15 protein-coding genes are annotated in these 21,037 nt (G+C 31.0%); 11 read left to right on the top strand and 4 right to left on the bottom strand.

Features of this window, described 5'->3' with window-relative positions; translation table 11 throughout:
• Positions 1 to 373: 373 nt before the first annotated feature.
• Complete coding sequence (locus RINTHH_RS07190; protein WP_008234787.1) at positions 374 to 1,948, bottom strand: bifunctional ADP-dependent NAD(P)H-hydrate dehydratase/NAD(P)H-hydrate epimerase; 1,575 nt, start codon at positions 1,946 to 1,948, stop codon at positions 374 to 376.
• A gap of 1,702 nt (positions 1,949 to 3,650) precedes the next feature.
• Positions 3,651 to 4,175: a Ycf51 family protein gene (locus RINTHH_RS07180; RefSeq protein ID WP_008234783.1), complete on the bottom strand. Its 525-nt coding sequence runs from the start codon at positions 4,173 to 4,175 to the stop codon at positions 3,651 to 3,653.
• Between the two features lie 1,503 nt (positions 4,176 to 5,678).
• Between RINTHH_RS07180 and RINTHH_RS07175 the strand changes: the two genes are divergently transcribed.
• From RINTHH_RS07175 to gshB, 9 genes are all read left to right on the top strand, one after another.
• On the top strand, positions 5,679 to 6,866 hold the full coding sequence (locus RINTHH_RS07175; RefSeq protein ID WP_044304844.1) for an iron-containing alcohol dehydrogenase family protein: 1,188 nt from the start codon (positions 5,679 to 5,681) through the stop codon (positions 6,864 to 6,866).
• 272 nt (positions 6,867 to 7,138) lie between these two features.
• Positions 7,139 to 7,288, top strand: a complete 150-nt coding sequence (locus tag RINTHH_RS11050) for a hypothetical protein (protein WP_196794896.1) — start codon at positions 7,139 to 7,141, stop codon at positions 7,286 to 7,288.
• Between the two features lie 106 nt (positions 7,289 to 7,394).
• Positions 7,395 to 7,571: a hypothetical protein gene (locus RINTHH_RS10820; protein ID WP_155943941.1), complete on the top strand. Its 177-nt coding sequence runs from the start codon at positions 7,395 to 7,397 to the stop codon at positions 7,569 to 7,571.
• Positions 7,572 to 10,519: 2,948 nt separating this feature from the next.
• Positions 10,520 to 10,765, top strand: coding sequence for an Asr1405/Asl0597 family protein (locus RINTHH_RS07170; protein WP_008227531.1), 246 nt, complete (start codon positions 10,520 to 10,522; stop codon positions 10,763 to 10,765).
• Positions 10,766 to 11,119: 354 nt separating this feature from the next.
• Positions 11,120 to 11,317: a DUF2949 domain-containing protein gene (locus RINTHH_RS07165; protein WP_008228846.1), complete on the top strand. Its 198-nt coding sequence runs from the start codon at positions 11,120 to 11,122 to the stop codon at positions 11,315 to 11,317.
• A gap of 550 nt (positions 11,318 to 11,867) precedes the next feature.
• Complete coding sequence (gene nifV / locus RINTHH_RS07160) at positions 11,868 to 13,001, top strand: homocitrate synthase (RefSeq protein ID WP_008234768.1); 1,134 nt, start codon at positions 11,868 to 11,870, stop codon at positions 12,999 to 13,001.
• Complete coding sequence (locus tag RINTHH_RS07155) at positions 12,988 to 13,254, top strand: nitrogen fixation protein NifZ (RefSeq protein WP_008228850.1); 267 nt, start codon at positions 12,988 to 12,990, stop codon at positions 13,252 to 13,254. Before nifV ends, RINTHH_RS07155 begins: the two co-directional genes overlap by 14 nt.
• 14 nt (positions 13,255 to 13,268) lie before the next feature.
• Positions 13,269 to 13,472: a putative nitrogen fixation protein NifT gene (gene nifT, locus RINTHH_RS07150; protein ID WP_008234767.1), complete on the top strand. Its 204-nt coding sequence runs from the start codon at positions 13,269 to 13,271 to the stop codon at positions 13,470 to 13,472.
• 1,452 nt (positions 13,473 to 14,924) lie between these two features.
• Positions 14,925 to 15,929, top strand: coding sequence for a glutathione synthase (gene gshB, locus RINTHH_RS07145; protein ID WP_044304843.1), 1,005 nt, complete (start codon positions 14,925 to 14,927; stop codon positions 15,927 to 15,929).
• A 1,050-nt stretch (positions 15,930 to 16,979) separates the two neighbouring features.
• Here the strand turns inward: gshB and RINTHH_RS11745 are convergent.
• Positions 16,980 to 17,063, bottom strand: a complete 84-nt coding sequence (locus tag RINTHH_RS11745) for a YqaE/Pmp3 family membrane protein (protein WP_231291171.1) — start codon at positions 17,061 to 17,063, stop codon at positions 16,980 to 16,982.
• Between the two features lie 651 nt (positions 17,064 to 17,714).
• Entirely contained in the window at positions 17,715 to 18,062 is a 348-nt protein-coding gene (locus tag RINTHH_RS07140; protein ID WP_008234764.1) for a translation initiation factor, read from the bottom strand.
• 674 nt (positions 18,063 to 18,736) lie between these two features.
• On the opposite strand from RINTHH_RS07140, the gene RINTHH_RS07135 reads away from it, so the two are divergent.
• Together RINTHH_RS07135 and RINTHH_RS11740 are read left to right on the top strand one after the other, a co-directional pair.
• Entirely contained in the window at positions 18,737 to 18,934 is a 198-nt protein-coding gene (locus RINTHH_RS07135; RefSeq protein ID WP_008234762.1) for a hypothetical protein, read from the top strand.
• Positions 18,898 to 19,095 (top strand): U32 family peptidase, encoded by a 198-nt coding sequence (locus RINTHH_RS11740; protein ID WP_155943942.1) that lies wholly within the window; start codon positions 18,898 to 18,900, stop codon positions 19,093 to 19,095. Before RINTHH_RS07135 ends, RINTHH_RS11740 begins: the two co-directional genes overlap by 37 nt.
• Positions 19,096 to 21,037 lie beyond the last annotated feature (1,942 nt).

The raw sequence follows: 21,037 nt of genomic DNA, 5'->3' as shown, positions 1-21,037 counted from the left end.
GTATTTAGCAAATTTAGGCAAAAGGCTCAGGGGAGATCTTATTATACCAAGTTATATAACCTCAAATACATAGTAATCAGTATATTTAATTATATAAAAATCAAAATTAACTTTTGTTTTTTCTGGATTTTTAAGTTCAGGTAACATAATGTTTTCTCCTCAGCTATAAAAAGTTTGAAGACATTAAAATTTGTGAGGAGTAAAATAATAAAAATCATGAGTAGAAATTATAACAGCGCAGCATAATTGGCTTTTAGGCTTTTATATAGTGGTGATACAAAATAATTTCAACAAACAAATATAACAAAATATATAGGTTAAGAAATTTAAAATTCAATCCTGAGTTTTTGGGAGATAGTACAACTACATCGTATTATTTGCATATTACCTGCGTTAAATAATTTGCTAAAGTAATACCATCTACTCCCAACTCTGTACGTTCATTTGCTGCTAATATCGCTGCTTGGGAGTGCCACCAGACAGCAGTAGTAACCATATCTTCCAAGGAGATATTGTAATAGGCCACCTTTGTAATTAAGCCACCCAACAATCCAGTTAATATATCCCCACTGCCACCTCTTGCCAATGCAGAAGTACTTTCGGGATTTACCCATGTTTTGCCTTTAGAATTGCTGATAACCGTTCTTGCTCCTTTGAGTAAAATTATTGCTCCGGTTTCTTTGGCTGCCGTTTGAACAGATGCAATTCGGTCTTCAGAAATATTGATAAATAAACGCCGAAATTCACCAAGATGGGGAGTGAGAATACTCGGGGCTTGCCTGTTTATGAGTAGCGATAAACCTAAAATCTTTGCTAGGATATTCAAAGCATCAGCATCCATTAGTAATGGTATTTTACTTTCTAATACTTGGTAAATAACAGAGTTAACTTCAGTAGTTAATCCAGGGCCACAAGCAATCGCATCAAATTTATTAATATCCATATTATTTGGCAGGACTAATTTAGTTATTACTCCTGTATTGGTTTCTGGACAACCAATCACTATAGCCTCTGGCAGGTGTGATATTAATAGAAACTTAAGAGATTCCGGTACAGCAATTGATAACATTCCAACTCCACTCGCCCTCGCTCCCAAAGCTGTTAAAATTGCTGCTCCAGCATAGCGTTGAGAACCGCAAATTAATAATAAAGAACCTTCCTTGTATTTATGAGTAATAAGTGAACGGGAAAAAAGAGAAAAACTAGGACATTTTGATGGAATACCACCTGAACTACCTAATATAGATAGGGCCTTAGGAAAAGTAATACGTTGAATCTCTGGCATTTTTCCTAAAACTGCTTGAATATCGACCTCAGGAATATCAAAGTCAATTAACTCGGTTCTCCCCACATAATCTAAAGCTTGCTCTTGCAATAAACCTAATTTCCATAAACCTAAACATAAAGTGTATCTGGCACGAATAGCAGTTCCCAGTACTTCTCCTGTATCAGTATGCAAACCAGAAGGAATATCAATACTAATGACAGGGATAAACCATTGATTAATAGTAGAGATCACACTGGCGATTGGATTTTGAATATCTGTTTTCAACCCAAATCCGAATATTCCGTCTAGGAATATATCACAACCTGAGAACTCTTGAATATCAGAGTAGCAACTTATACCCAAACTCTTGACATATTGAAAATGCTGAGCAGTTAAATCTTTATACTTATTAAAAGGAGAATAAACTTTGACCTCATAGCCACGGAAATATAACTCACGTGCAACGACTAGTGCATCTCCCCCATTATGACCAGGACCTACAAGAATGCCAATTTGTTTAAAGTTAGAGATATATTGAATAATCCAACGAGCAATCAATCCTGATACTTTTTCCATTAAAGCGGCTATAGGCATCCCTCCAGCTAAGATTCGATTTTCAATTTCACGCATCTGGTTAGCTGTAACCACAACTTGATCAATTAGTTTTTTTCTATTTTTCATGAATTATAATTTTTAATTACTAAGTTTTAATTTTGCCTAGTCAAACCCTAAGATATATCTAATGAAAAAATATCTTTTACTATCTAAATAGTGAACAATAAATACCATCTTGTAAAGGAAAAAGTAAGGACCGAGTTATGGCTAACTATATTTATAGATGAGCAACTATTTTTAATAGTTACTTCGAATATTAAATGAATCTATGAACTATACCCCTCAAATTATTGAAAGCAACTGCTATTTCCTAGTAGATTAAATTTGAAAATTATGTATTAATAATAACTCTTGTAGTTATTAGACTAGGGAAGTTTATATTTTCCGTTTTATAAAGCAAGACTTGTAGATAAATATATCGTAAGAAACAATATAAAAAGGTATTAATTTCCAATGAATAGTGACATCAGGGAAGTTCTTTAGCCAAAGTATTCGAAAATAAATTTTATTATGATTATTGAAAATTTATAGAGCCTGTACAAAATCCTATTTAACTTTTATACTCACAATATCTAAAAAACAATGAATGTTTGAGAAATTACTATAAATTAGATCTTGAGCTACATAGTCAAATAATACATAAAAATTTATTGCTAAACTAATTTTTAGAGTTCTCATTCAACATTATTTTATAAGCTAAATACACCTTAGAATACAATAATTATAAATTGATAATACAATTTTATAAAAACACAAGGTTTGATAATAAATAAGACTCATAGCACAAAGTACTAAAGAAGTTAAGGCCAAGGTGTAGTTACTTAATAGTTAAAAAAATAGTAAGAAATTAGTCAGACTGATTCATACATTTAAGTTATATTTATAAGGTATATTAGAAATAGCTTATTGAAGGGAAAAATTACATTTTTTTGTAGATAGGGATAGTCAACGCTAATCACCATAAATTTATTTACTTCTAGAGAATTAGAAACTTCCTTTAGATAAAAAAGTCAATAATCATACTAATGTCTTTAATATTATGCAACTTATGGCAAAATACAAAGAGATTTGCAAGATGTCAACTTTTACAGATTATTAATTCTCTGATTGTTACAATTTTGCAATTATTAAAGTCATGATTTGCTATAGTCTGCAGTGGTTTGTTATTTTTTTCACTAAACATTTATACTTGGACAGTATTAAAACTTTTACTCCAGACTTACTTAATCTATGGAGCATGCTTATGCTATTAATTACCTAAAATGTATTGCATGTTACTGTATCATAGTAGCATGCAATACATACCCTGATAAATCATACTGATTATCAGAACTGAATAAGGTTTGTAGAGATATGATTACCTAAGTTAGTTTCAAAAAATTTATTACTTCTATACTTATTGGAAAACGAATAGATTTCCAAATCTAGTAGTGTTTTATATCCTTCTAACCTGAATTCTAATTTCAATATGTTAAGTCTTTTAGGTTTATATCTATCTCCATATGAAATTTGTACTTCTTCTTGGCTCTTTCCATATCTAAGTAAATCTTCGAGTACTTGACTTAACCTATATTGTCCCAGCATAAAATTTTGACCACATGTTTAACCTGAGAATAACCAGCACTAAGATATAATCCCAGAAAACTTTCAAAGAAGACAGGCTAGGAAAACTATTTGATCAAATACAAAAATTAAATATAAATGACCATGCTATGACTTTTAAAATTAGCATATTAAGTTATTGAATTACTTAATATGTTAATTTCAACTAGATGATTTTAGTTTTTGGGAGTTTATCAAATTTATCTTTATATATTTCAATACTTGTATTATTCTCATCTCTACTAGTAAGTGACCGTTTTATTTGCCCCAAGTATAAAGGAATGGAAAGTCCTGGGCTTGGATGAAGAATAGTACGGGCACGGATAGTTAATTTTGGTTCCCTAATCAAACTGGAACGGCCTGCAGAGTATAGATTAATAGCTGCCTGACGTAAAGTTGCATCCAATTCAGAAGGGGTAATTTGGTCAGGAACACCTATTACTGTTTGTGTGCTCCCATTATCATATATCAAGGAATACTTGACTGCACCAGGAATCACAGTATGAGTTAAAGGTGTTAAGGACAAGGAAAACAAACCAGCCGTTAACACTAATATGAACCCTGTTGTTCCCACTAATCGAAAACGAATATCCAACTTGAGAATAAAAGTTAACAAGGTCAAGATAGCAAATAAAATGGTAATAATTCCTGACCATTGAGCATATTGCAAAAAATCAGTTGGACTAGGCATGGTTTAATGAATAGAATATTGTGGTGAAAGACACAACTATTTTACTATCTTGGAGAGTAGTAAATGATTACATTTTTTTCTCAATTTATGTTGAATTTTAATAAAGAGCATAGGTAAAGAATTAATTAAATAATATTAGGACAAGAAAATTATCTTTACTCCAACTACTTTCTATACTCTATATCCTGTCTTTAAAGAAGCTATAGTCTAAGAAAAGCTATCATATATCCATAGACTTATAACACCTACAATTGCATAATAGGAAGTCGTACTCTACAATGATTACTACTCTGTTCATTTGCCAAATATATACATCAAATGAATACTCTACCCTAATGACTTAATACTTACTACTGTATCTCCTTTCAAATATTTTTATGCTTAATAATACCAAGGCTTTCTCTTTTCATATGAAATCCATACTTAGTGATTACTATAATAATTTAAACTTAAATTAATAGTTAGAAATGCTAGAAAATCAAAGAAATAGGAAATTTATGGCTAAATTAATTATAATGCCAAAAGTTGAGTATACTGTGAACTAATAATCACCTGGCTATCCATAATTATGACTGAATAAGAAAGAATTGAAATCTTATTTATAGTCTTAAGTAATTTTTACGGCCAACTAAGTTTATGGTCAATTAGATATTTTATGCTCAGCTTAGAAGAATTTTGGAAAGTTATGCAAAGTTAGGTTAAGCCTATTCCCAAATACCAGTTATACTTGTGATTGTCAGCTTGTATCTTGTCCCCTAACTGAGGTATTTAAAGTAAATGAGAAGTATTCGCTAACAGAATCTCAGAATTTACGTAATAATGTAATATATTTGTAGAATACTCAAGGCCAAAAAGCTCAGAAAGTATCGTATATATTAAAAATATCTTATAGAGAAAGTGTATGTTATATTGGCCAAATTTCCTTACAGATAGTAGTCAGAGATTCGTCTTTTGGTAAGATTATTAGTAATGAATAGTCGACAATCATTGGTAAATACAAGTAATTAATTAGAATTGAGTAATTTTCTAAAGTCGATTCTAAAATCGTGTCTTGCATGAGTATACTTGATAAGTAATTAACAGATCGAATTTATCAATGGACAGCAAAAGTTGGACAGTAAAATTTTTTGATTATCTTTCCAAATAAGTAGTTGGTTTTGAGCTGATTGGGTTATGGAATTAAGAAATGGTTGAAAGTTACTTATTTTGAGCCTCAAAGTGCAGTTAGTAATTCAAACTACTAGTTTTTCTAGACGAGAATCCAAATTATTCTAATTCGCTCAAAAAAATGGGTTGACCATTTACTAGAAATTATGTACTTTAATTTATTAAGTTTTACATGAATAATTTAAACCTAGTCAAAACTTATTTCTCAAGGTGATTCTGCAAAAGCATTTCTGGAATGGTTATGTCTTAAATAGTTTTTTGTCTTCGTCAAATCCATTATGATTTGGAAACCTTCCAAGTCATGTCTCCAAATGATAATTTTAACAAATCACTTATATGCCTAACCAAGTCACTAAAGAATTATCTATAAAAACACCAATTCCCCTACTATCGTTGGCAATTGCCCCTGCACGAGTCTTATGTGGTTTTGGTGCATTAAAGTCTGCAGCAAGATTGGTTACTAATTTAGGTAATAGTCTCTTCATCGTTGCTGGAGAAAATACTATTAGTACTGGTGAAAGTTACCTTCAACCAATTCTCAAACAACAAGATTTAAAGATTATTTTCGCCTCTTATGGTGGAGAATGTAAGGAATCCAGTTTGCAATATCTTCATAAAAGAGCTAATGCTAATGAAGCCAATGTCATTATTGGTATGGGAGGTGGAAAAGCATTAGACACAGCGAAGTTATTGGCACACCAATTAAAGTTACCAGTGGTGACTATTCCAACATCTGCGTCCACCTGTGCAGCTTGGACAGCACTCTCAAATGTATATTCTGAGAAGGGAGCCTTTTTATATGATGTAGGTCTATTCAAGTGTCCTGAATTGCTAATTCTTGATTATGAACTAGTGCAAACTGCACCTCAATATACCTTAGTTGCAGGAATTGGAGATGCTATTGCCAAATGGTATGAAGCATCTGTAAGTAGTGGTACTTCAGAAAACACTATGATTGTTGCAGCAGTCGAACAGGCAAGGGTCTTGAGGGATATCTTATTCCAGAAGTCAGTTACCGCAATACAAAACCCAGGAAGTAAAACTTGGGAGGAAGTAGTCAATGCAACAGTACTACTAGCTGGGGTAATTGGTGGTCTAGGGGGAGTACAATGCCGTACTGTTGCTGCACATGCAATACATAATGGACTAACCCATATTTGCAGTCACGGTAGTATTCATGGTGAAAAAGTGGCTTATGGTATTTTGGCTCAATTGCGCCTAGAAGAGATAGTAATGGGCAATAAACTTGCCACTGCTGCTAGACAACAATTACTGAAATTTTACGCAGAGATAAAACTACCAACAAAGTTAGATGATTTGGGGTTGGGAAAAATCACTCCGGAAGAATTACAAAAAGCGGCAAAAATTGCTTTAGCTCCAAATTCTGACATCCACAGATTACCCTTCCCTGTGGCCTTGGAAGAGTTAATAGCAGCTATGGTTTCTACTACTGCAGTAGTAGAAATAAAGGACTCCATGCATTGTGCTTCTACTAGGGAAATAAAAGAAGAGGTTACAGAATGAGTATAAATTTGTTCGAGACAACTGAGAGTATAATACATCACTATTAATAATGTGTTTATTTATTTTAAATGAAATTAAATTTAAAAATACAGGAGAAATAGCAAAATTTCGTTGATTTGTGTATGGAAAGCTTCTATAGTGCAAGAACATCAGAGTTTGTAAAGCTGCCACTGCAGCTTTACAAACTCTCAAAATAATAGTTTTCTATGATTTAATGGAATATCCAGTATTATACAAGTAGATTGAAACCCAGCATCGCCCTAATAATAGGAATGTTTGAATTTTGGAACTTAGGTGTTAGGCGTTACTCCTACTTCTTCAAAGGTAAGGATTGGGTTATTTGGCAATCGTTTCAATCCTGGGGATCTTATTATCGTCTCTTACCTTGTCTAATTTTACAGTCTTATTATGGCAGACATTAAATTAGTTTTATAGTACCAGCTCCAAACTTGACAAAACTGGTTAACTTAATAGGCAGGAAGTCCTTATATAATTGCAGGATAAACAATCTTACTGTATTTAATTATCGTGGTAAATTCACTGCTTGCAGCCACTACATCTAGAGAATTTATTTCAGGATTTATCACTTTTGCCTGTAAATACAATATTACCCCTATTGGTGATTATATGTTACATTACGAGACTTTTGATGATTATCTGTCTGCTAGTCTAGTTAACTCCCCGGCTCTCGGGGTATACGAGTAAGACTTTATTTCCTATCAAAGACTTAAAATATAGCTTATCTACATATGGGATATTTAGCTGATAATTCGGAGATCATCAGCGTTTCAATTCTCTTAACTATAAGTTGCTGGGAAAATATCCCTGAAATTATCAGAGAAATATTTATACTTATTTTAAGGTAGTTATTGTATCTGTTAGCAAGTTTGTATTGTCTGTATGTTTAGTCTGCCATGATACGCTTTATTCTCTAGTAATTTTCTGCTACTATTGCTAGTAATTCATTATTCCTTACCTTGCAAATAAAATCCAAATCTTTTCTGCTTGTAAGGATTTATTGGGAGTATTCTAATTATAATTATAAGTAATGGGTTTTCCTATGAACCCCTTTTAGGTATATATAAACCATTATAAGAAGCTTAAACTTATGACTAATAGCATTTTCAATTTTCACCTGTCTATGATGCAGAATTTGCTCAATTCTATCAATGGAATGATAGGCACATTCTAATAAATTATAGAATGTGCTTTCGGTAAGAAAATAGCATTAATTAGGATAAGAATTAAAAAGTATAGAAGAATTGATCAAGCATAATTCTCAATATTTATAAAAATAGAAAAACTTACAGTTCTTTTGAATGCAATTATATCGTATTCATCCACTACAATTCGAAATACGTTAGTCTAGTTACAAGTAGTGAGGAAGTTAAATAGGTGTCTTTTTGAAAGCTACTATATATTAATAAGAAAACTCCAAAATGATTCCTTTATTTATTAAAATATGTAACCTTTTATTGGGTTTTAACTGGTTTATTAAAATTGCCGAGAGTCTACTCTCATAACTTAAAACTCTTTATAAGTTTTAGGTTGGTATGATATCTCCATAACTATTCTTGTTCACTTTTAACTACTTGCTTTTCACTGGGCTGGGCAAGTTGAATATATCATTTTAGACTATTAATACTAGTAGTTACTTCTCCAATTACTTGTTTACTTATGGCTACTAAGTATTTACATACTATTTCATTCTACTTCTGGTCACACAATTTCTATGACCAGAAGTAGAATGAAATTTTCCTAATCACTTATACATAAAAATAGTCCTGAAAACCTGATATTCATACTTTTGCTGTAGGACTTCTTATAAGTACTACTACAACTTATGAGAATCAAAATATTCTGTTTTGTGCCAATTGTGTCACTTGCTATAATCAGTTAAAATTAGCCTATTGACGAGTTTCCCCTTTCCGGATTAGTTATATATGTGGTGTGAATATATAAAAATATATCTACTCAACTAAACCAAGTATTTTTGAATACGGAATTACAATATTTTATCTCTGCAGAAATATTTTTCATAATAATAAAAATTTATTCAAGTCCGAATTATAACATTAAGTTTCTACTGGGGATCAGATTATATTACAGAGATTTTTTTCAGATTCCAAACAAACTCGAAATTTATTTTTAATTTATAACTATCAGGAATACTTACGGCTATATCTTCTGGTTTGTGGAATTTTAAGTAATTTAAAACTCAAATTACCCTGCTTTACCATACTGCTAATATCTTCAAGTACATGTTCATGTATCACTATACTAACCCGACTTTTGCTTTTTTATATGTTGAGAAATTTAGATATTAAACTCTATATTAGGGCTCTTACCTCTGTATTTATAGTATCGACCATCAGTATGATTATGATGAATCCATTAATGGTTAGTGGATATTTGTTCATAATTAGAGATGTCAAAAAATCACAACATAATTTCTAGTGAGTCCCTTAAATTTCTTATCTTTGATGATTTGTATATATCTGTACAGACAGCTACTAGAAGATAAAATATCAGCAGTTATTTTTTGCCGACAAAGGAATAAAATGGCGATAGTATTTAGGTATACCAAAATAGTAACTGTTAGATAAAAAAACTTAACGCTCACACTAGGATGAGTACATATTAAGTTATTCAAAATAAAGTTACCTCAAATCGATTGAAAACCCATTGGTGGTAGCTTCAGTGGTGAGTACATCAATGTTAAGTCCTTCATACCAAAAATAATAGCACTCTAAGGTGACAATACCAGTACCTTGACTCCCAGTAAAATTTTAAATCCTTCAAGTGTAGGATTTTTTGCTGATGAGTACAAGTTGAACAAACTCAATAAAAATAATAGCCCTCACTATTATCATCTGTGGAAGAGTAGCCTGATATAAGCAGAAAGATACATATGGCTCTTTTTACCAGATATCAGCAATGCAACAGATCTCTGAACATAATGAAAATTCAAAAATAGTTACCAGACAATCTTCCATTTCGAGTACATTTTTATATCAATCAAGAGTAATTTTAAAGTTATCTTTGGGTACGCTCCTACAACATGCGATTATTTAGATAGAGGTTAAAGGTGTTATTTTATTAATCTTGTTTCCATATGCCTTGTTTGCATTATATGGCCAACTGTTTGTGCTTATCATCAAGTAGTATTTCTCCGCAATTAATTCCCTATCTAGATCAGTTACAGAGAAAAAATTGACAAATTTGTGAAAAAGCCATAGGCGATAATTATCCTCTAATTTATCAAGGAGTAACTTTGGAAGGTAAAAGGACGTAAAGTAGTAAGTATTATCATAACTTGCATATTAATGTGGTTATAGGAGAAAGAGCTAACGTTTCAGGTGATTTAGAAATAAATAATCACATCATATTGGTAAGTGTTACGTAGTGCTAGAAAATATATCTGTTAATACTAGTATGTTGGGTATTCTTGGTCGTACCTATTTCCTATACTCAATAATAGTATTTATCTTCTCTAGAAGATGGCATATTTCTTAATTTGAAAGTTAATGATGATTTGTTTTTAATTGTTCATATTGATTACTTGGAGAAAGAAGTAACTACATAGCTTTAACCATAGTAGCAATGACTAACAAATTTATTTCTTATGTATTCAGGGAAAGGATATATTCACTATGTTAAAATTCCATGATTTAGAAATTCCAGGGGTGCAAGTAGTCGATATTCCTATTAATGACCGCTGGCAGGTTTATTATCGCCTCCAAGAGTTGCAGATTCAGTGTTGGTCACCCCCTGATGGTTCTTTGAAAGTAGACATCAGGAATGATGTTGATGCAATTCTAGTATGTAGTGCGGTAATGCATATTACCGCTACTCGTCAAGCACTTGTTGAATGGTTAGATCAATGCTGGCAACCATAATAATTATTACTTAAGTTTTAACTAAACTAAAAACACACCCCATTTTTCTAATGCAGTCGGATGGTGTGAATTATGAATGAAATCAATATATTGTTAATTAACTTTATATAAAAAGTAGGTAAATTAGCTTTTAACATCTGTAGATAACATTCATCATAATTAAGTTGTAAATTTGAGTGTTTTCTCAGGTTAAAAGATTAAATTGCAATCTGAATTTTATTAAGATTACCTTAAGGTATTTGACATAAATGAAGGAGATATTAATAAGGATTAGTGGTTTTATTTAGCTTACCGCTAATGCAAGCAAAACTGCCAAATTAGTTATTCATTGCTACAGAAGTTAAACCAACGATAATGGTAGACTACCATAATGACCCTGAGTTTATCTATTTTTTACACCACGAGCTAGAGCTACCTCATGAGCATATAGCTGTAGCCATAAAGAAAAGGGAAGTGAGTAATGGTCCTTTACCAATGCTCCTATGGCAATATGGTTTAGTTTCTTTAGAACAACTAGAAAGAATTTTTGATTGGTTAGAAAGCAAAAATTAGTTGATTTCAGATTGAGAATATTGAAAATGAATCTGGATGTTGCTGGTGAACATAATAACTAACAAAAAAGGAAGCTCTCATGATTTCTACATTTTTTGCAGGACTTAGTCTTTTAATCTTCTTAGGAGTTATAAATACTTGTACAAGTTATTTCTTTTTTATGGATATTAAATCACAAACTGGTAACAATAATTCTTGATGGGTGCTATTTGTTGTGGGTTGTCATCCGGATAGATTCTAGGAAATTGGTAATTCCTAGTCCAAGCATAGAAAGAGAGCAGAATGCTGGTGAGGCAGCATATTATTAGGAACTCCCGAAGTAGAGTAACTACCAAAGGGTTTTCTGATACAAGTTTACTATAGGGAAGAAAAAGGTTTTTAAATTTGGAGGAAGTTCTTACTCCTCAAAAACTTGCGACTATTATTTATGGCTAGACTTGTAACCTTTTTTCTATCAGAACATGAAGATTTACTTCTAAAAATAAGCATTTCTTTTCATCTTGAATGATGCCATGACCCATTAACCAATGCCATGCGAGGGATTTTTAATATGTATTCAGTCCTAATTAATGACACCACTCTGAGGGATGGCGAACAAGCAGCAGGGGTAGCATTTAACTTACAGGAAAAAGTTGCAATCGCCAAATTTTTAAATTCCATTGGTGTGCAAGAGTTGGAAGTAGGGATTCCAGCTATGGGTATGGAAGAAACACGAGCTATTACTGCTATCGTAGACTTAGGTCTTGAGGCAAAATTGCTTGGTTGGAACCGGGCTGTCATCTCTGATATTAAGGCTTCCGCAGCTTGTGGACTCAGGCGAGTACATATTTCAATTCCTGTATCAGGAATCCAGATTGCCGCCAAATTTCAAGGTCAATGGCGAGTCACCCTGCAACAGCTCAAAGATAGTGTGAACTTTGCTCTAGATAAAGGTCTATGGGTTGCAGTAGGAGGAGAAGATTCTTCCAGGGCTGATAGTAACTTTCTTCAGGATGTTGCCATGTATTCTCAGGAATGGGGTGTTTCTCGATTCCGCTTTTGTGATACTGTTGGCATTCTCGATCCCTTTGATACTTATGCCAGAGTAAAACAGCTGGTAATGAATTTGTCTATACCTGTAGAAATTCATACACATAATGACTTTGGTCTTGCAACAGCTAATGCTTTAGCAGGAATTCGAGCAGGTGCAATGTCTGTAAATACGACAGTTAATGGCTTGGGTGAACGGGCTGGAAACGCAGCTCTGGAAGAGGTTATTATGGCACTTAAGCATATCCATAATGATAGTATAAACATTTATACGCCACGGTTGTTGGAGTTATCTCGGCTAGTAGCAGCAGCCTCCGGATGCAATGTTCCACCTTGGAAAGCAATTGTGGGAGATAATACCTTTACCCATGAATCTGGCATCCATGCTCATGGAATTCTTCAAAACCCTAAAACTTATGAACCCTTTCCTCCAGAAGAAGTAGGTTGGGAAAGACGTTTAGTAATAGGGAAACATTCTGGTCGTCATTTGTTGTCCAACTTACTGCAAAAACATGGAATTGTACTGAATTCAAAAGAAATCAAATCTGTATTAGATGCTGTACGTAATAAATCAATAGAGAAAAAACGCAGCCTCACAACCCAGGAACTTTTAAATTTGGTTATAGAGCAGAGGTGTTCCCATGCAATTGGATGAATTAGAGCTGGACCAACCACCACACTTTGAAATTGGTGAAAAGGTCAAAGTGCGTAAATTGATAAAAAATGATGGTACTTTTCCAGGCGTAGATATTGGCAAAGTACTGGCGAATATTGGTGATGTTGGTTATATAGTCAGCATTGGTACATATTTGCAAAAAGCATATATTTATGCGGTGCATTTTATCGAAACTGGCTTCGTTATTGGTTGTAGAAAATATGAGCTGGAATCTCTGGACTATATAGATTAATAAGAGGAAAATTCATGAAAGTAATGCTTAGTAAAAATGCTGCTGGTCGCCTAACAGCTTATGTTCCAAAAAAAGACTTGGAAGAAGAAGTTATCAAGCAAACAGATACAGATGATGGTAAAGTTTTTACCCTGGCAAACGGTTGGCAATTAGTATTCACTAATTTACCAGATCCTTTACAACTGCCTAAAACTCTTGAAGCTAAGCGTCTTGCTTAAATTTTAATGGGGAAGTGGTAAATTGAAGATTATGGTTAGTTTTGAATTAACCCATAAGTAATATTCAACACTTCCCCAAATTTTATGTTAGATATTATTAATATTTTCATCTATAATCCTCAATTGTAGATTATAAAGATATCAAAATATGAGAATTTACAGAATATAAGTTTTCTGAATATAAAAAATAGACATATTAATATCTCCATTTAAAAATTAAATCTGTTTGTATAAATATAAAGCTGCTTAAATAGTTATTAAATTCAGCTAGCAATTACTTAGTAATTATTTCTATGATTAGGGCTGTATGCATTAGTTAATTTATACTATTAAACTAGCAGAAACAAGTTAAAGATTAATAATATACTCTTGAGTGATAAGAGGAAAATACCGTATATGCTTAAAGCTAACATATTATTTAACATGCCAATATTCTAGTTATATAGAAATAGAAGAAGTTTTTATTTATCTATGATAAATACTTCATATATAGCTAAACTACCATGTTTTTATGACCCGAAATCTCTAACATATGTTAGAGATTTCGGGTCTTGATATAAAGTGCTTATTTTTTTATAAAAATTCAGGATGGAAGAGTATACTGAGAAATAGATATTTATATAATTACTAATAATTACATACAAAAAATATGCTACGAGTATTAAATCAAATGATATTTACTCTAAAGTGAAAAATTTGATAAATTATTTGGTATTATTCCAGCCACATTTACATCTCAGATAAATATAGCTGTACTTTCAAAGTATTATTGAATATTTATGGTTTTCTCGTATAACACTCTATTGACATTCTGTTTCTATCCAAACTCTGATATATGAAGTGATTTTTGTGTATCTTGATACAAGAGAAAGTAAATATTTTCTAAATACAACGGAAGTTTTGAATTAGACCTTGGCATTTATATTTTTCAATAAAAATATGCAAGATTAAGCTCATAAATAAATTATATATCAAATTTATATTTTACCCATCTATTTAGTTTTAGTAATTAGACTACCTTTAAAGTTTATAACAAACAATAAATGTGCCAAGTGAGTAGTATTAAGACAAAAAAGATGAGTATTCTAAAATGGGTTATGTTATCAGGCTCGAGTAAATTAAATATTAAATAATAAATACAAAATCAAAGGTTAGATAGTATTTGAAGGAAAATAAATTTTATAGTAATGTTCCTACGGGATTATGCAAACAAGATTGACTTTTTTCTCGAGATTACCTCAAAATAAAAAAATCCAAGTGAGAAATGAGGTATTTCGTTAACATTAGTTATTCTTGGTTAAATTCTTACTCAAATGTTTAAGATTGTCCTCATAATCTAATTGCTAAGTTTTTACTACCTCTTATTTTTCCAAAAAATCCCATTTCTTCCCTCTTTCCTATCCACTACTATAAAGTGAATAATGTAAATTCCAGGAATTGAGAGGTAGCAGAGTGAAACTGGCTTTTATTATTGACCCTATACAACATCTCAATCCTTATCATGATACCAGTGTTGCATTAATGGAAGCAGCATATATTTTAGGACATGAAGTTTGGATAACTCAGGTAAATCATTTAAGTGTATTACAGGGTAAAGCCTGGGGATTATTAGAATTAGTGGAAATGACCCCTATCAAGCAGAGTACTCAGGGTTGGATGACTGCCCACAATTGGTATAAATTGAGTGGTAGTCATAATTTTTGTACTTTGGAAGCTATGGATGCCGTATTCATGAGGATAGATCCTCCTGTTACAGTATCCTATCTTTATGCTACTTATATCCTGGATTATATTGATCAAACCCAGACTTTGGTGATTAATAGTCCTAAAGGCATTCGTGCTGCTAATGAGAAAATGTATGCCTTACAATTTACCTCAGCTATTCCGGAAACAATTGTTACTGCTGACAAGGGCACTATTCGTCAGTTTATCGAAAACAAAGGCAGTGCAGTTCTAAAGCCATTAGGAAATAAGGCAGGAGAAGGAATTCTGATTTTATCAGATGGTGATCGCAATTTCAATTCTATGGTAGAACTCAGCACCAATCAGGGAAAAATGCCAGTGATGATCCAAACATTTATCCCGGAAGCAAATAAAGGAGATAAGCGAATTCTCTTATTAGATGGCAAACCCCTGGGTGCTGTTAATCGTCTTTCCGGTCCTGGGGAGTTTCGTAATAATATGGCTACTGGTGGGACTGTGGCAAAAACAGAAATTACACCCAGGGAATTAGAAATTTGTGCAGATTTAGCTCCCACTCTAGTACAAGATGGTTTAATATTCGTAGGAATTGATGTAATTGGTGGGTATTTGACAGAAGTTAACGTTACTAGTCCTACTGGGATTAGGGAGTTAGATAGATTAAATAATACCCTTACTGGACTTCAGATAATTCAATGGATTCAATCAAAAAAAATAGTGCCTAAGGACAAGTATCATAATTATACTGAGTTTTAAGACTATCTCATCCACCAATATACCTGGAGCTTAACATGTTTCTTCTCTTACAAATAACATGGTTATTTTCCTTTATATTTACTTATGTTTATTGAAACATATCTCAATTAAGGTATTTCTTCAAATGGTAGCGACTGGCTTATATAAAGCCTTCGCTAACTAAATAATAATCTGATAACCATATAATATTATTATCTTTGACCCTAATTCCCATAATGATAAAAAAATAAAAATTACTATCTATACTATTTACAATAGGGGAGTGCTGATATATTCCTGATTATATACTTGATAAGTAGAGTATTTTTGAGAAAAAATCTTAGTTTTTAATGTAGATTAATTATAAAAAACAAGATAGTCAAAACTATTGAGCAATAATTCCAGTCTGGATTTAAGGATTCAAGTAGGGAGTTTCCAAAATTTATTGAATTATTAATTTTAATCTGATAGGGTTAGGTCAAAATTATTTGCAATTCTTATGACAATGATAAGTCTACATTTTGATTAATAAATGAGCAGTACGATAATACCAAAATACATTAAGAAGTTTATGATTTTTTATTGATCAAATTAAAGTGTAAAAGCACCTTAATTTGATCCTATAACATTAGGCTATAGTAGCCTAATGTTATAGGATCAATTCTAAGAACTATATTTGTTTACTTAACTATTAGTTTCGAATCTTATAATTTTATGTCAAATTGCTATCTTTAGCCTTTATATTAGGTATTAAAAATGTTCATACCACTTTTCAACTATAAGAAAGTTTAATCTTATTTAGTAATATTATTAATTACAAATATTCCTATATATTCAATATTAATAAAAAAATATCATCATAAACTTTTATTAGATTTGCTATACTTAAAACTTAAACTTATTTTCTTTAAAATAACTAGATAAAGTAGATAAAAACACTTTAAATCACAAGAACTCATCAAAAAGCATAGTTTATCACTAAAAAAAACTATACTTATAATCTGCTGACTTGAATTAATCAAAAATAATATCTATTTAATACAAAATCGACAATTATTTCTTCGCAATCACTCAAACGGCATGAACAACCTCTAGGATATAAAATACAAAAATGGTTAATAGTAAATTAATCCAAAAGTCTTTCTCAAATCCCACCTACAGAAAAACCCCTAGAGGTGGTAGAATTATGACACATGTAATCCTAACTAAATCCATTATTCGTTACATATTTTTAGGTATATTAAAATAAATATTAAGTGTTCCCTATTCCTTAAGAATAACAGTCATTTTTAATGACATAACTACTACCTATAGTATAAATAATAAAAGTTAATAATTAAACTCTGAATCTAAACAAGCAAATTATTAGTTTAAATATCATAGTTAAATATCACATTGGTAGTATTCTTAAAGAAGTTAATTACATAAATAATCTGGTGATTAAAAGTTTATATAAAAATAGTATTTTTGATGAAATTCTTCCGTGTAAAATGCCTTCTTAACTTGATTTTGCATGTTCATCCCTACAGTTATATAGACAAAGTATATATAACTTTTCTATACTTTATAGTTTCTTCTTTATCAAAGATAATTTGACCTAGTTCTCATTACCAACTGTTTAAATATTCTACTATTCCTGGGTTGCAAAAGTAGTTATTTTTTTGCTTTTACTCGTTATTTTAGAAGTAATACTCTTATTCCTAATATCCTAACATCTAAATTATGACTAAAAATCTTAGTTATAGTTCATCTTCTTCTCATTTATGATCTAACGATGATTAGGGCTATCTAAGTTCCTAAGATCCTTTAACTACTAGTAATTTTAACTTTGTAACCTTTTTTTTCTAAAATGGTTAGGATTTTTTGTTTTTGTTCCCCCTGAATTTCAATGGTATTATCTTTGACTGTTCCTCCCGTACCACATTGTGTTTTCAGCTGTTTTAATAAAGCTTGTAAATTATCTGGGTTAGTCTGAAAGCCTGTAACTATAGTTACTGTTTTCCCTTTACGTCCAGTACGGGTGCCTTGTATTTGCAAATGTTGTTTCTCCGGTGATAAATCAGGGTTTGCTTTTTCCTGCCTAGTCTGTTTATGACTGCCAAATTCGCTGTATACAGTAATATTTTCATATGATTTGCTGTTGGAAGAAGCCATAGTTTAGGTTAATTAAAAATTCTTCGTAATTATCTGATGATTATTCTATCCTAAATCCAAATATGAATTTCATAGATGATAACTACGTTAGATACTAGATAAGCAAAATATTTTCTATAAGTATATACTACATAAATCTCCTGTTTTCGATACAATAGTTCTATTTGTTAATTTCCCAAACATTGATGAATAGCGATTGCTTGTATTTTAACATCCCTTCAATGACTGCTGCGAAGATGAAACTCCTCACCCCTGCAGTTAATTAGTAGTGTGCCAAGGCAATAGTGAGAAGTGGTACTGATGCAATTTAATATGAGGATACGGGCAGAAAATTTCACAGTTGCCAATTTGTCAAAATTAGCAGACTTGCTGCACCACAAAGATTTAAAGGGTTCCAAACACTTAACATTTCAGTATTTACCTAGGAGTTAAGGGAAGCAAAGCAATATATCAATTCCATTATTTCTGTTGGTTTAGATGGGGTTATTATCCAAGACATTTGTATTTTTAGATTAACTTAGTTGCATTCTCCTAGATTTTTATATTCATGTTTATAACCAAATGATAACTATAAGTGATGCAGGCGTTAAATTTCGGAATTTTTAGGGTATGATTTAGCCATTATTGCTAGCTAAAAGTGCTCTGTAAATAACATTAGTAGAATCCAAATTCTAATGGCTTTCCAAGAATATTTTTTACTATTAGAAGTTATCATTTATGAAGATTTATGTGCAAATTCTTCAGGCAAAGATTTGGCTAGTGAAGTATTAGGAGGAAGTTCTGCAAATCAGGGGAGTGTACCCAAGTTTGTCGGATACCATATAACAGTTAATTTATCGGAAAAAAAGTATATACTTGGTCCCCAAAATTAGTCAGTATTGGAAATACTACTGAATTTATTACAGGCAGGAATTACTTTTTAAAGATTGAAGGATGCTTAAAGTATTCTGAGTATACTGCCAATATTAACCATATTTATCATCAAACTGTAGATAATTTGATAGAAGGAAGGTACAGAGAAAAAATAATGTGAAGAAATTATAGTCAAGAAGTGAATATAAAGATAATTTACCTTTTTATTATCAAGCTAAATTGGCTAATTATTCAAAATAAAGATACTAGTTAGAAATATTATTTTTACGAGATATTTATACTGGTTAAATTAAGGCAATTAATAATCAATGGTTAGTTAATGCTCCCTCTGGAGAGAACTTAGGGCTGAATGAGGTAAAATCACTAATATCTAAAAATCATTAGATAATATGAACACGAGTATCTATAAGACCAGGAGATAGTATTATTTTTGATGATGATTATCATAAAGAAAAGGGATATATTGATGTAAATAACTGCTTATCAAAAACTAAATATCCAAATTTGGATAAGCAAATTTGTCAAAATTTTACTGGGAATAAACCCATTTTTAGATACCTTCTTAAAATTGATGTATATGAAAAATAAATTTAAAATTACCCTTAATTGCTAGTCATAAGATAGATAATACAGTTGAATTAGAGTCAACTATGTTCTTGCTTGCTACTCATACTAAATAATTAAAAGACCAATTTTCTCGATTGGTAAAGATACCTTTCTAGTAAAAAAATAAATAGTAGCCCCCAGTTAAATATAAGTAAATTGAACAGAATAATAAGGAAAATAGTGGTAAATCCGGAACAGAAATACATGTGGTCTATATCTTGTCAGATGAACTTCCATGCATTTAACTCCTTTCTCAAATATCACACTTTATTTATTTACTAAGCCAATTATATTAGTGTGAAATATTCAATAGCTAGAAGTAGTTTAATAAACAGAATTAGGAATAATTTATTGTGAATTTGAAGATGCCCCCAAGTATTATCAATCTGTGCATATATCATAGTAAAGTAAAAACAATTGTTCCTAATCATAGATTTTTGTTGCACCAACTTAGGTTATCAAACCAAAAGAGAATTAGATTTTAAAGCAGGTATATAGTTGTAAAGCAGATAGCTATGTAGTACGTTACTATGGGGATCTGGATTTTTTTGAGGTTACATATTATATTATTAATTTTTTCCCTAATGCCATCAATAAATTGACTGCAGACAACTTTATCAATAAATGTAACTTACTAAGGCTTACTCCTTTCGATGACTTCAATATTGACCAATTAGGGGACCCGTTGCAAAGTTCTCGTATTGAATCGTTTGAGGTAGTGATACATTAATATATACCCAAATATATATGTCTATTTTATATAGAATATGTATATATATTTTATGCTTTAATTTCACAATTTACTAATCTCTTAAACTGTTGAAAAACTTACAAAAAGTATGGAGCAAAAAATCTTCGATCTAATATTAGTACTGAATATATTTAACAAGAAAATATGGTTGTTTACAAAATAATTAATCAGTAGCTAAATACTTTTACATTGAATTTATTAATAAATTATTCCTCGTAAATAAGACAGTTTATATATTAATATAAAGAATAATTTAAGTTAAAATTATGGAGTATCAATTACTATCGTAATTGATACTGAAAAATAATTAATAGTAACTAATCTTTCAGCGTCGTAATCACTTATAATTACTATATGTATTAGCTTCTAACAAGCCCCTAAAAAATTATTAGATATAATTAGTTCTGAATTTTTGCAAGAATAGTTATTAATTAGTAATTATTAAGCCTTCATGGGAAATGATAGAATATATTAAAATCGATTACAAGATATAGATAATGCTACAGATTAGTTGAGTGCTATCTATAAATTGTTAAATTATAAAGCTAATGATACGATTAAATGAAAATATTATTCAACTTATATAATCAGCCTTAACTAGTATCCATAAATAACAAATATATTCTATTCCACACCAAAATTACTTCAGATAAGAATGTAAAACTCAGCTAACTCAAAAATATTAATATTTTGACGTAATAAGAATTTTGTTTCATACAAACTGTGATTAAGCTAATTAATATAT

It is taken from the genome of Richelia intracellularis HH01 (assembly GCF_000350105.1).
In the GTDB taxonomy this organism is placed as follows: Bacteria; Cyanobacteriota; Cyanobacteriia; order Cyanobacteriales; family Nostocaceae; genus Richelia; species Richelia intracellularis.
This window is presented reverse-complemented; position numbering and strand designations above follow the sequence as displayed.